The organism is Paenibacillus sp. S25, from assembly GCF_019454085.1.
Lineage (GTDB): Bacteria > Bacillota > Bacilli > Paenibacillales > Paenibacillaceae > Paenibacillus > Paenibacillus polymyxa_B.
Genome location: NZ_CP073683.1, coordinates 15,001 through 27,103, shown reverse-complemented (window position 1 = coordinate 27,103; position 12,103 = coordinate 15,001). Strand labels below are relative to the sequence as shown.

Sequence of the window (12,103 nt, the reverse complement as noted above, 5' to 3'; positions counted from 1 at the left end):
GGTTTGAACCCAACCGTTGGAAGGCCCTTTTTTGTTCAGACAGATATTCATAAGAGTGCGTTGTAAACATCTCTTTTGGAGATTGAACGATCTGTGGCTGTACGCTTCATTGCATCCTTGCGTGTAAGTCCCTCTGCCTCGTAATGTGCGACATGGGACTCCAAAGATAAGGACTGCCACCACGCCTGACGTTCCTTTTCCTCTTCCTCTTCGTCTTTTCCTTCAACCACCAGGCAATATTCACCAATCGGCGGATTCTCCTCTAGTTTAGCAAGACATTGCTCCACGGTTCCTCGCACCCATTCCTCATGCAGCTTGGTCAGCTCACGCGCAAGCACCACTTTGCGTGAACCTAATGTTTCCTTCAACACCATCAATGTCTTCACAATGCGATGAGGCGATTCATAAAAAATAATTGTGCCGTGAGATACCTGAAAAGATAGCAACAGCTTCTCTAGGTCCTTTTTCTCCCGTGGTGGAAAGCCAGCGAAGGTGAACCTTTCTGTATCCAGTCCTGAAGCAATCAAAGCCGATAGTGCCGCATTTGCTCCTGGGATAGGAATGACGCTAATTCCCGCTTCCAGTGCCAGTTTGACCAAATCCGAACCAGGGTCAGAAATGGCCGGTAGACCTGCATCGCTAACCAGTGCCAAATTTTTTCCTTCTATTATATAACGTATCAGTTCAGGCCCACTGGCAGCCTTATTATGTTCATGATAACTGAAGAGCATATCCGGTGTAATTTCGAAATGGGTGAGCAGTTTGCGTGTCTGACGCGTATCTTCGGCAGCGATAATACTGCATGATTTCAAGGTGTTAATCGCCCTAAAGGTCATATCGTCCAGATTCCCAATGGGTGTTGCAACAAGATACAACTTTCCCCGTTCTTCTTCGCGGACACTAAAGCTTTTTTGTACAGCTGCTTTCACACAGAATCCCCCTTGCTTACTTCTCCATAAATATCTCTTATTTCCTGAGTATAATTCCCATTTTCCTGATATACAATGAGCGGAGGCAACAGACGAACCTCCGGTTTGCCGTCACGTAATGCTTCGACCAGTACCATATTGGCTTCCATATGAACTCTTGGGTGAACAAAACGTATTCGTTTGGGTTCCAAACTGTTATTACGCATTAAGGTTATGATCTCACCCAATCGCTGCGGGCGATGAACCATGGATACTTTTCCCCCATTACGGACAAGCCGGGTGGATGCCTGAATGACTTCTTCCAGTGTACAGTTCACTTCATGACGGGCAATTGCCTGGTGAGGATTTAGCTTGATATCGCTACCATTTAGCGGCATATAGGGGGGATTCACGGTAATTGCATCATAAACACCATGTCCCGTGATGTGAACCAGCTCACGTAGGTCCCCTTCCCGAATCTGAATTGCTGCTTCTAATCCATTCAAGCTGACACTACGTCTAGCCATATCTACCAAGCGTGGTTGAATCTCAATTCCTTCAATAGACGCTTTTGTTCGTGTCGTTAGCAACAACGGGACAACCCCATTGCCAGTACACAGATCCAGAATCTTTCCACGCTGCGGAATACCGGCAAAACGTGCCAGCAAGACCGCATCCATCGAGAAGCTGAATACTTCCTCACTTTGAATAATGCGCAAATTATGTGAAAGCAAATCATCAATTCGTTCAGACTTCTTTTCATTTTCGTCCATAGTGCTCTCCCGTCTTTTATAACCAAAATCGCTTTTCACTCATACTTCCTTACAAAAAAGCCGTAGGCATCTTGCTCCTACGGCTTGTTTTTATTTATTCAAAAATGACAGACAGAAGAGGCAATCGCCTTCCGTTCGCAAATGTCCGTAATACACGTTGCATATATGAAATCCTTCATGATACAGCCTTGCTAGATTGTCGTAGCCTTCGCCGACGACCTCACCCGTTTGCCCTTCATCCTTAATGACGATCGGAGGAGGAAGCTTCGGCTTGTTTGCCGTCTTTTCTTCTCCAGAGGTTTCACGTTTGAGCATCTTGCGCACCTGTTCGTTTTCAATCGTTAGTCGTTGATTTTCCTCCAGCAGCTCTTTTACTGCCAGTTTCAATTCACCCAGATCGCTATGCAACTGTCCCATTTGGGTTTCCATTTCGTGAATACGCGCAAAAACATTTAATTTATCCAAGTTTCCACCCCGAAGCAACCTAATGGTTTACTTGACGACTACATCGTCCATTGGAAGTTCCTTGACCTTACTGATCTCAAACAGTTGAACATGCACCGTGCGATGACCTGCATTCACACCTACGACTTTACCTTCTCCCAAAGAGGTGATAACCATCTTACCCACCTGAGGTAGCTCTTCTCGCATGCTTTCGTAGTTATCATGTTCAAACTTGAGGCAGCACATCAATCTCCCGCACAACCCGGAAATCTTCGTCGGATTCAGCGACAAACTCTGATCCTTCGCCATCTTAATAGATACCGGCTCAAAATCCCCCAGCCATGAGGAGCAACACAGAATACGTCCACAAGGTCCGATTCCGCCAAGCATTTTAGCCTCATCCCGTACGCCGATCTGCCGCAGCTCGATCCGTGTACGAAAAATACTGGCCAAGTCCTTTACAAGCTCTCGAAAATCCACCCGACCCTCTGCCGTAAAATAAAAAATGATCTTATTGCGGTCAAATGTAAATTCTACATCTACCAGCTTCATTTTAAGGCCATGGTCTTTAATTTTATTTAAACACGTGCCGAATGCATCCTTGGCCGCCACTTTATTCTCTTCTACAACAAGAGCGTCATCATCCCCAGCAATACGAATGACTTTTTTTAAGGGCAGGACAACATCCGAATCATTTACCTCTTTTTTGCCCACTACAACCTTGCCATATTCAATACCGCGCGCGGTCTCTACAATGACGCAGTTTTCTTTCTCCACTGGAAGGTCCAGCGGATCAAAATAATAAGTCTTGCCCGCCTTCTTGAAACGGACACCCACTACACTATACAAAAATTAACCCCCTTGTATGCCACTAAACCTCATTTGAAGCCGACATTGTACGAATGGCCGCAATTGAAGTCTCACTGTCGCACAAACCGGGAACCTGGCGTCGCGGATTGTGCAGAGTGGAACAAGCGCGCCTTCCTGTTAGCCGGTGATAGAACCGCTTGTATCGGACAACCCAATCAGAAGCTGCTCCACGCATAATTGCCCGTTGACGTGAAAACGGAGCTTCTTCCTGCAATTCGCGGCCAAATCCATATAAGAGACCCATTGTTCCGTGCTGCGGGTGATTGCCAATTTGGAGACGGACTCCAAATGATCTATGAAAACAATGCTTTCGTGCCTTCCGTAACGGAAATGAAGCATATCCTTAAACCACAAATGAAACAGATGAAACAGAATATCCAGGTGTTCAGAAAGTCCAGTTTTAAAAATCTTCTGTTGAGCCAGAATAATAGACGAGCTCCCCCGACTCATGGACTCCTTCACTAATTGTAACACTACGTTTCTAATTTCTGCAAACCAATTCTGCTGGAGAATTTCTCTACATGATTCCAGTCCTGAAGCAATATGAACGACTGACCGGACAAGCCCTGCCGTATAGCCTTCCCCAATTAACGCCTGCATCATCACTTCCGGCTGTAAAGCGTGGAAAGGAACCTGCTGCGTCCGTGATTGAATCGTAGGCAGCAACGCCTGTCCATTTTCAGAAATGAGTATGCCGACCACTGGAATCTGGGGCTCCTCTAGAAATTTAAGTAGGCTATTAGCAGCTTGCACTGTCATGGTATCCGCCTGCCGAATGATATATACCTTCGGATTGGAGCTTTCAGATTTGTAAGAAAATATACGTTGAAGCCCGCGAATCTGATCAATTTTAATCGTAGCTCCATCCGGCTCTACAATATGCAAATCTGGATGATTCCCGTGCTCTACCTTACGGCATGACAAGCACTCCCCACATGCATCATCCGTCTGTCGCTCACAAAATAAAGCCTTAGCAAAGATCTGCGCCATGTTCATCTGCCCGCTTCCCGGCGGCCCGCTAAAAACATAGGCATGGTTGACCGTATGATTCCGCAGTGCACTTTGCAGCATTTTTTTGGCTACATCCTGGCCCATTATATTTTGAAAAGACATATTTCCTCACTTTCTCCACTGAAAACAACTGTGATCCCTCAGCAAACCGTTGTTCTTCTGGGCAAACTTTGTTGCTATTTTCATGATTCCAACTTCAAATCCTTGTTTTTGGGGTAACAGCTGCTATTTCCGTATCACGTCTGCCCACATATACATAGTCAAAAATAATCTGCCAGCATGATCAGCAAGCAGATTATTTCTCGTGGCAACAGCCCGTCTGTATTCATTTATAACATAAGTCTGCATTAAAATGAGAGATTAATCAGCAATCCTCTGATCTCACCGACCCCTTGCAAAAGCTCAATCTTGCCTTGTTCGGTTTCGAGCAGCTCATCCGCCATTTTTAGCAATAGCTCATCCACTTCATCAATCAGCTTATAACGTTTGCTGCGTCCCCGGCGATCCCAGCCCTTTGTATCCTTCATGGACACGCCTCGCCGAACTGTATCTTCCAAAAACCGTTTAACCAGCATCTTATAAGCCTTCAGCTCACGAATCGTCATTGAACGTGCAAGACGATCTCCCTGCATTTGTATTTCCTTAAAGCGCCGATTCAATTCCTCCTGCGAAGCCTGCTCCCCATTTTGCTGCATAACGTCGGAGAAGCTCTTGGGCTGAATTGGCTTTGCACTCATTTCATTTGTAGACAATGTACTTTGTAAAGGGCGATAGCCCGGATTTATTTTCATATAAACCTGCTTTCTCCCCGGATGCTTCCACTTTCCCCCTTCATGAACAGTTCAAACTAGAACTCAGGGTTCCTTCGGCTTTCCGGGGACTGCGCTATAGCGCTGCCGTTTTAGTGGATCTGCCCTCACTCCCATCATGTGAGAAGATACAGGCGATTCCCCTATCATATCGGCAGAATAGGCCCTATTGTGTAGATTCAGAAATGCTCGAAACGGTCTACAGGCATCACGAATACCGTCGCTCCACCCACCTGCACTTCAACAGGTAACGGTAAATAGGAATCCGTCGTCCCGCTCATAGGGGTAACGGGTGTGACCAGCTGTTCACGAACCTTGCAACTGCTGCGAATGACGTTCATTAATGAGTCCACCTGATTGTCATCAACACCGATCATAAATGTCGTATTACCTGCACGCAGAAATCCTCCTGTGCTCGCCAATTTGGTAGCACGGAAATTAGCTTTCACCAGTCCGCTGGATAATCTATTACTGTCCTTATCCTGTACAATCGCAATAATCAGCTTCATCCTGTATTCCTCCTTCAAGTCATATTAGAGACAACCTTGTCCCTAGCTCAATTTTACCGTATATCCTTCGACAATTATATGCTAAAATTCTGAACAAACCGCTTTTTCAGCAAATCCTTCAATACTTGCTCCACCTGCTCTGGCGCCGGAGATGCATCAACAATTGTAATTCGCTCCGGAAATTTGCGAGCCAACTCCAAATATGCCTCTCGCACCTTATGGTGAAACGATATACTCTCCATGTCGAGGCGGTCCATTTCTGCTCCTCGTGACGCATTAATTCTTGCCAATCCCAATTCGGGCTCAATATCCAGATAAAATGTGGCGTCCGGCTCCCAATCATCCACCGCGAAGCGATTAATTGAAGCTACCTCTTCAATTCCGATCCCTCTTGCAAATCCTTGATAGACCAAGCTACTATCCACAAAACGATCACATAATACGATAGCTCCCTGTTCAATAGCCGGCTTTACCTTCTCCACCAAATGCTGACGCCGCGCCGCTGCGTATAAAAGTGCCTCTGTTCGAGCGTCCATACTGGTATGAGCAGGGTCCAAAATGATAGAGCGAATCTTTTCGGAAATTTCGATGCCACCCGGCTCCCTCGTCGTGATGACTGGATAGCCTTCTTCCTCCATAAACTTCGCCAGCCGTTGAATCATAGTTGTTTTACCGGAGCCGTCTCCCCCCTCTAGTGTGATAAAAATGCCTTTGCGATTCATGTTATTCCCTGCTTTCCTGCCTGAAAAATAAAAGTCACCCACAGGCTACGTATGCTTCTTTTATTCAGTCTTCTGTATTTGTTAAGTCTCTAGTATCTAATCTTTATTGTAAACGGAATACCCGAATTGTAAGCATACCTTCATCTGCTATCCCGTGCCACTTGGCTCCCAACTCACGTAGACGACTCATCCGCAGTGCAATCGCTTCTGTGATCGTTTCTCCTGTATATAACAGAGGAATACCTGGAGGATACGGGATAATCATTTCAGCCGCTACCCTGCCAGCGGATTCCTCTACAGGCACGGTCTCCATCTGATCCGGGCTAATCGGTCGAAGCCCAAACGGAACCGGACTAGAGTATCCCTTCATTCTATCATTGTTCCACGTGGAAAAATCTAATTCGAGTCTTTGCGGCTCTTTTTCCGTTGCCCCCGGCTCACCAGCCGTCTCCTTAAATCTTATATCATTATTTATATGCACAAGAGCCTGCAACAGGTGACTCGCATCCTTAGCTGTAGAGCCTAACGTAAACAATAAGACAACATGTTTTTCATCGCTCATCTCTGGAACACATCCGTAAGTCTCTAACTCATGCTTGAGTCCAAACCCATCCAGTATCCCCCATGTATCATACAGCACCAATTTAAAAGGATCCTGGGATGAATATCCGCTTATTCCCTCCTCAGCCCTTTCTAGGACCTCAGAGATTCCCCTGTGAGCGTCTCTCCCCTCTAGTTCCTGCTGTGTAGGTTCTAGCAAGCGAAAGCGTGGGAGCTGCTCCATGCCCTTTCTAAAAGCATCTGCAGCCGCTAAGCCCACTGTAAAAGCATCCTCTCCATACGCCTCTATATACCATCTTGCCAAATCCAGTGAAGCCATTAACGGATAAGAAGGGCTAGAGCTCTGCACCATCGCCAACCGCTGACGAAGCAGTTCCCGATGGATTCTCTCTCCCTGCACATGTAACATGGCCCCCATGGTCATGGCTGGAAGCATTTTATGTGTCGACTGGACCACTACATCTGCCCCGCAGGATAGCGCAGAGGCTGGCAAACGAGGATGCAACCCAAAATGGGCACCGTGTGCCTCATCTACCAATAGCGGCACATGGGCTGCATGACAGGCCTTAGCCGTTGCCGTCAGGTCATGCCCCATCCCATAGTAATTAGGTAGTGTAAGTAACACCCCTTTAGCCGAAGGATAGGCCTTCAGTGCAGCCTTTATTGTATCCGTCGTTGGGGCAACCGCCAGTCCGCTTAGTGTATCTATTTCCGGATCCAGGAATACCGCGTTAGCCCCTGACAGCATGAGACCGTTCAGGACAGATTTGTGTACATTTCTCTGTACCAGCAGCAGATCTCCTGGCTCCGTACATACAGTTAAAATCATAGCCAAATTACCGACCGTGCTTCCTCCAATTAGCCAAAAGCTCTCTTCAGCACCAAAGCACCTTGCAGCCAGTCCCTGCCCTTCACGAATCACATCTTCTGGGTGATGCAAATCATCCAGTCCAGAAATTTCTGTCGCATCAATAGACATCACTTCTTGCAACAAAGACGCAATATTTTCATGCTCATATACTTGTCCATTTTTATGACCGGGTACATGGAAAGAAGCATTGCCCTGAGTCCGGTAACGTATTAGAGCTTCCATTAATGGTGCATGTACCGCCTTTTTCCCCATCATTCTGCAATCCTTCCAAACAAAGCTTTATATCTACCTTATTTTATCGTAAAATCAAGCGGAATCCTACTTTTACTCACAGAAAAAAAGGCCCGTATCGACAGACCTTGGAATGCCAATCCTTTAAAGACTAATTAGCAAAGGATATTATGCATTTTTCTGTACCCAGATTTGCTTTAATTGATCAATAAAAAAATGATATTTGGCATCAGTTGCATCCGTGTGCACCATTTCAGCTTCACACGTATCACAGATAAACTCGGAAACGATAAAAATGCCTTCATGCTTGTGCTGCCCGCATATAATACAGCGGTGGCCGCCTTGATCATGCATATCCATCCCACCTTGTTTCTTTTACTATTAGTATGGGGCACTTTCTACTATTTTAAACCTTTTCATAGCCCAGTTCGACGATATACTCTATATATATTCCTTTTGGGCCATTATGGTGTTTGTACCCCGTATGTTTAAAAAACAGCCATCTATGCCGATATAATAAGAAAAGCTCTTATGTATGGATACCCTTTCATCGGAGCCCTTGAACACTTCATCAGTGATAGCTTTTCCAGTAATTATAGAGTAGGCTAGCTAACACTGGATGTTGATCATTCTGTATTTCTACAAAAACGATTAAATGCTTATTTAAAGCGGCATGAGCGAAGTACCGTCCCTTTTTCCGGCTGTGGACGGGAAGCCACTTGTGATGCAGTAGATTAATGAAAGGACTGTTCGCATGACAGAGGAAACCGGAACCAAAGCTACCTACTATCACTACAAGCTCATTAAAAAAATCAGTATACCGCGTCAACTAATATGGAGTCACATCACATTACCTATTATTATGCTTCTCTTTCTGCTTCTTGCCTTTTCCTGGACTAGCGTGTTTTTGTTTGCTCTTGCCTTTTTCCTAACCCTATGGGTACACTTCGTAATCTCACGATCTGTCCTATACATCGGTGGCGGAACATCCTTCCGCAAACGCTGGGCATTCCATCGTAAATTACCTTGGCTAGGCTATATGACAGACCAGTACATAGGCTATAGCATCTTTCGTCGTGTGCACATACATACACTCTGGATCGGTGTCTGCTTGTCAGCCGTATTCATTCTCTGGTCTCCACCAGCCTTTACTGTATCCTTACTCTTCTGGCATCTATGGCTTATTGCACCGCGTCTATACATCCTCAGTCGGCTTACAGGCGAGAGAAAAGACGGCATGTTGAAGTTTACCGATGAAGATGCCTCATATTATCAACAGTAAATTTAACCACTCATATCCGTACAGATAGAAAATTCAGGTCTGAACTAACCTACAACCATATAGACCGAAGCAATAAAAAAGGAGCAACCTCAACCGGTTACTCCTTTTTTTGTGACTTAACAACTCTAATCGTTTTATTCTCTTATCTTATCAAGTAAACTTTTCCTCATCTTTATCCTCGTTATTCATGTAGAGCATTTGATCAACATGCAAATATATAAAAGGAAGTCACTCCCTACTCAACGGCAGTTCTGAGTGCTTCCCCATATCCGATCTCTTCATTCATCATTATACACAGCATACAATACGCTATGAGTTTACTAAAAATATGATCTACAATAAATCCTATGCTGCTTACTCGGTTGAAAACCGTGTCCCTAATTAAGATCCACGCTTTTGCTCTTCACAACAGCCTTTCTGTCTTTTGGAACCAATACAGTAAAAGAACCATCATGCACAGACAAATGCACCATGTGTTTATTTTTCTGAAACACCTTCTGATTCGAGGTGGATAAATTCGGTTCCTCAGTCCAGCCCCAAGCTGCAATCTCCTCTAGATAAGGAGCAGGTAGACTATCACTTTCCTTCAACGCTGGCAGTGCATAGCGAACATAGTCCATGTCCGAATTACTGCTGGCCCGATCGGTTTTACTAGCTTCTTTGGGAACCGGAAACGTCTTCTCGTTGGCAGCACCCTCAAACGATGTCCAAGAAGGCTCCTCCTCCACGCACCCGGTAAGAATCGCGACAGCGACACTGAATAGCACCAATAGAGCAAGCCATTTATTTCGCCGCATGATCTTCCCTCCTTACCAGCCTGATTGACTATACAAAATCCTATGATGGAGTTTGCATAATTCTGCAATAATGCAGCGTGTGTGTATGGGATTCAATACCTATATTATACAGGGTTTACTCTTACATTCCGTAACAAAAATGTTACCTTCCTTTTGTAAGGATATTTCTAAAATATACGTATATGCAAAAAAAGAACCATAATCTCATTGAGATCATGGTCCTCTTTACTTGTTGCTTGGCGACGTCCTACTCTCCCAGGACCCTGCGGTCCAAGTACCATCGGCGCTGGAGGGCTTAACGGTCGTGTTCGGGATGGGTACGTGTGGAACCCCTCCGCTATCGCCACCAAACATGAATTTGCTGCGCAAACTCTACCGTACGGTTATTCGGTTCATCACTTATCGTGTGAATGAATAGCCATGCGCTTGTCGTATGTCACTTGTACATACTTTCAAGGTTACACCCTGAAAACTGGATCCGAAACTCATTTGCGTTTTATTTTTAGGATAAGCCCTCGACCGATTAGTATTGGTCAGCTCCATGCATTACTGCACTTCCACCCCCAACCTATCTACCTCGTCGTCTTCAAGGGGTCTTACATACTGGGAAATCTCATCTTGAGGGGGGCTTCACGCTTAGATGCTTTCAGCGCTTATCCCTTCCGTACATAGCTACCCAGCGGTGCTCCTGGCGGAACAACTGGTACACCAGCGGTACGTCCATCCCGGTCCTCTCGTACTAAGGACAGCTCCTCTCAAATTTCCTACGCCCACGACAGATAGGGACCGAACTGTCTCACGACGTTCTGAACCCAGCTCGCGTACCGCTTTAATGGGCGAACAGCCCAACCCTTGGGACCTACTTCAGCCCCAGGATGCGATGAGCCGACATCGAGGTGCCAAACCTCCCCGTCGATGTGGACTCTTGGGGGAGATAAGCCTGTTATCCCCAGGGTAGCTTTTATCCGTTGAGCGATGGCCCTTCCATGCGGTACCACCGGATCACTAAGCCCGACTTTCGTCCCTGCTCGACTTGTAGGTCTCGCAGTCAAGCTCCCTTCTGCCTTTGCACTCTTCGAATGATTTCCAACCATTCTGAGGGAACCTTGGGGCGCCTCCGTTACTCTTTAGGAGGCGACCGCCCCAGTCAAACTGCCCACCTGACACTGTCCTCGCACCGGATCACGGTACCAAGTTAGAACCTAGATACGATCAGGGTGGTATCCCAAGGATGCCTCCCTTCAAGCTGGCGCTCAAAGTTCAACGGCTCCCACCTATCCTGTACAGATCGTACCCAAATTCAATATCAAGCTGCAGTAAAGCTCCATGGGGTCTTTCCGTCTTGTCGCGGGTAACCTGCATCTTCACAGGTATTAAAATTTCACCGGATCTCTCGTTGAGACAGCGCCCAAGTCGTTACGCCATTCGTGCGGGTCAGAATTTACCTGACAAGGAATTTCGCTACCTTAGGACCGTTATAGTTACGGCCGCCGTTTACTGGGGCTTCGGTTCATAGCTTCGCCCCGAAGGGCTTACCACTCCCCTTAACCTTCCAGCACCGGGCAGGCGTCAGCCCGTATACTTCGCCTTGCGGCTTCGCACAGACCTGTGTTTTTGCTAAACAGTCGCTTGGGCCTTTTCACTGCGGCCCCCTCGGGCTATTCACCCTACCGAGGCACCCCTTCTCCCGAAGTTACGGGGTCATTTTGCCGAGTTCCTTAACGAGAGTTCTTCCGCGCGCCTTAGAATTCTCTTCTCGCCTACCTGTGTCGGTTTGCGGTACGGGCACCTTCTCCTGGCTAGAGGCTTTTCTTGGCAGTCTGAGATCATGACCTTCGCTACTACAATTTTCGCTCCCCATCACAGCCCAGCCTTAACGATGTGCGGATTTGCCTACACACCAGCCTCACTGCTTAGACGGACATCCATCAGTCCGCGTCACTACCCTACTGCGTCACCCCATCGCTCATAACGGATTACGGTGGTACAGGAATTTCGACCTGTTGTCCTTCGACTACGCCTATCGGCCTCGCCTTAGGTCCCGACTTACCCTGAGCGGACGAACCTTCCTCAGGAACCCTTAGGCTTTCGGCGGATCTGATTCTCACAGATCTTTTCGTTACTCATACCGGCATTCTCACTTGAATGCAGTCCAGCGCTCCTTACGGTACACCTTCAACCCGCATTCAACGCTCCCCTACCCCTGATGCATAAGCATCAAGCCATAGCTTCGGTGGTGTGTTTAGCCCCGTTACATTTTCGGCGCAGAGTCACTCGACCAGTGAGCTATTACGCACTCTTTCAATGGTGGCTGC

General features: G+C 46.7%; 12 protein-coding genes and 2 rRNA genes (1 of these 14 cut by a window edge). 1 reads left to right on the top strand and 13 read right to left on the bottom strand.

The window, feature by feature from the left end; genetic code table 11:
* Nucleotides 1-47 precede the first annotated feature (47 nt).
* From rsmI to KAI37_RS00075, 10 genes are all read right to left on the bottom strand, one after another.
* Nucleotides 48-929: a 16S rRNA (cytidine(1402)-2'-O)-methyltransferase gene (rsmI, locus tag KAI37_RS00120; protein WP_220030526.1), complete on the bottom strand. Its 882-nt coding sequence runs from the start codon at nucleotides 927-929 to the stop codon at nucleotides 48-50.
* The gene (locus KAI37_RS00115) at nucleotides 926-1,681 is read right to left on the bottom strand and encodes a tRNA1(Val) (adenine(37)-N6)-methyltransferase (RefSeq protein ID WP_220030525.1); all 756 of its coding nucleotides are present in this window, start codon (nucleotides 1,679-1,681) and stop codon (nucleotides 926-928) included. Before KAI37_RS00115 ends, rsmI begins: the two co-directional genes overlap by 4 nt.
* Before the next feature lie 90 nt (nucleotides 1,682-1,771).
* Nucleotides 1,772-2,146: a DNA replication initiation control protein YabA gene (gene yabA / locus KAI37_RS00110; RefSeq protein ID WP_025722558.1), complete on the bottom strand. Its 375-nt coding sequence runs from the start codon at nucleotides 2,144-2,146 to the stop codon at nucleotides 1,772-1,774.
* Between the two features lie 27 nt (nucleotides 2,147-2,173).
* A complete protein-coding gene (locus KAI37_RS00105; protein ID WP_071639003.1) occupies nucleotides 2,174-2,974 on the bottom strand; it encodes a PSP1 domain-containing protein in 801 nt (266 codons plus the stop codon).
* Nucleotides 2,975-3,112: 138 nt separating this feature from the next.
* Nucleotides 3,113-4,108, bottom strand: a complete 996-nt coding sequence (holB, locus tag KAI37_RS00100; protein ID WP_071639002.1) for a DNA polymerase III subunit delta' — start codon at nucleotides 4,106-4,108, stop codon at nucleotides 3,113-3,115.
* Nucleotides 4,109-4,353: 245 nt separating this feature from the next.
* Nucleotides 4,354-4,797 carry a YaaR family protein gene (locus tag KAI37_RS00095; RefSeq protein ID WP_013308108.1) on the bottom strand — a complete coding sequence of 148 codons (444 nt, stop codon included), beginning with the start codon at nucleotides 4,795-4,797 and terminating at the stop codon, nucleotides 4,354-4,356.
* 197 nt (nucleotides 4,798-4,994) lie between these two features.
* Nucleotides 4,995-5,324 (bottom strand): cyclic-di-AMP receptor, encoded by a 330-nt coding sequence (locus KAI37_RS00090; RefSeq protein WP_007427998.1) that lies wholly within the window; start codon nucleotides 5,322-5,324, stop codon nucleotides 4,995-4,997.
* 74 nt (nucleotides 5,325-5,398) lie between these two features.
* Nucleotides 5,399-6,046 carry a dTMP kinase gene (tmk, locus tag KAI37_RS00085; RefSeq protein WP_013308107.1) on the bottom strand — a complete coding sequence of 216 codons (648 nt, stop codon included), beginning with the start codon at nucleotides 6,044-6,046 and terminating at the stop codon, nucleotides 5,399-5,401.
* A 103-nt stretch (nucleotides 6,047-6,149) separates the two neighbouring features.
* Nucleotides 6,150-7,733, bottom strand: coding sequence for an aminotransferase class I/II-fold pyridoxal phosphate-dependent enzyme (locus KAI37_RS00080; protein ID WP_220030524.1), 1,584 nt, complete (start codon nucleotides 7,731-7,733; stop codon nucleotides 6,150-6,152).
* A 144-nt stretch (nucleotides 7,734-7,877) separates the two neighbouring features.
* Nucleotides 7,878-8,063 (bottom strand): sigma factor G inhibitor Gin, encoded by a 186-nt coding sequence (locus tag KAI37_RS00075; protein ID WP_023986422.1) that lies wholly within the window; start codon nucleotides 8,061-8,063, stop codon nucleotides 7,878-7,880.
* 400 nt (nucleotides 8,064-8,463) lie between these two features.
* On the opposite strand from KAI37_RS00075, the gene KAI37_RS00070 reads away from it, so the two are divergent.
* Nucleotides 8,464-8,991: a hypothetical protein gene (locus KAI37_RS00070; RefSeq protein ID WP_025720154.1), complete on the top strand. Its 528-nt coding sequence runs from the start codon at nucleotides 8,464-8,466 to the stop codon at nucleotides 8,989-8,991.
* A 377-nt stretch (nucleotides 8,992-9,368) separates the two neighbouring features.
* Here the strand turns inward: KAI37_RS00070 and KAI37_RS00065 are convergent, their stop codons facing one another.
* The 3 genes from KAI37_RS00065 to KAI37_RS00055 form a co-directional block, all read right to left on the bottom strand.
* The gene (locus KAI37_RS00065; RefSeq protein ID WP_013308104.1) at nucleotides 9,369-9,788 is read right to left on the bottom strand and encodes a hypothetical protein; all 420 of its coding nucleotides are present in this window, start codon (nucleotides 9,786-9,788) and stop codon (nucleotides 9,369-9,371) included.
* Between the two features lie 234 nt (nucleotides 9,789-10,022).
* A 5S ribosomal RNA gene (gene rrf, locus KAI37_RS00060) occupies nucleotides 10,023-10,139 on the bottom strand.
* A gap of 152 nt (nucleotides 10,140-10,291) precedes the next feature.
* Nucleotides 10,292-12,103: ribosomal RNA gene (locus tag KAI37_RS00055) — 23S ribosomal RNA — on the bottom strand; it runs 1,119 nt beyond the window's last position.

What these genes read in the sequence shown, in the direction of transcription:
- KAI37_RS00075 (WP_023986422.1), bottom strand. Translation starts at nt 8,063, where the DNA reads ATGCATGATCAAGGCGGCCACCGCTGTATTATATGCGGGCAGCACAAG.
- tmk (WP_013308107.1), bottom strand. Translation starts at nt 6,046, where the DNA reads ATGAATCGCAAAGGCATTTTTATCACACTAGAGGGGGGAGACGGCTCC.
- KAI37_RS00115 (WP_220030525.1), bottom strand. Translation starts at nt 1,681, where the DNA reads ATGGACGAAAATGAAAAGAAGTCTGAACGAATTGATGATTTGCTTTCA.
- KAI37_RS00095 (WP_013308108.1), bottom strand. Translation starts at nt 4,797, where the DNA reads ATGAAAATAAATCCGGGCTATCGCCCTTTACAAAGTACATTGTCTACA.
- holB (WP_071639002.1), bottom strand. Translation starts at nt 4,108, where the DNA reads ATGTCTTTTCAAAATATAATGGGCCAGGATGTAGCCAAAAAAATGCTG.
- KAI37_RS00080 (WP_220030524.1), bottom strand. Translation starts at nt 7,733, where the DNA reads ATGATGGGGAAAAAGGCGGTACATGCACCATTAATGGAAGCTCTAATA.
- KAI37_RS00070 (WP_025720154.1), top strand. Translation starts at nt 8,464, where the DNA reads ATGACAGAGGAAACCGGAACCAAAGCTACCTACTATCACTACAAGCTC.
- KAI37_RS00065 (WP_013308104.1), bottom strand. Translation starts at nt 9,788, where the DNA reads ATGCGGCGAAATAAATGGCTTGCTCTATTGGTGCTATTCAGTGTCGCT.
- KAI37_RS00090 (WP_007427998.1), bottom strand. Translation starts at nt 5,324, where the DNA reads ATGAAGCTGATTATTGCGATTGTACAGGATAAGGACAGTAATAGATTA.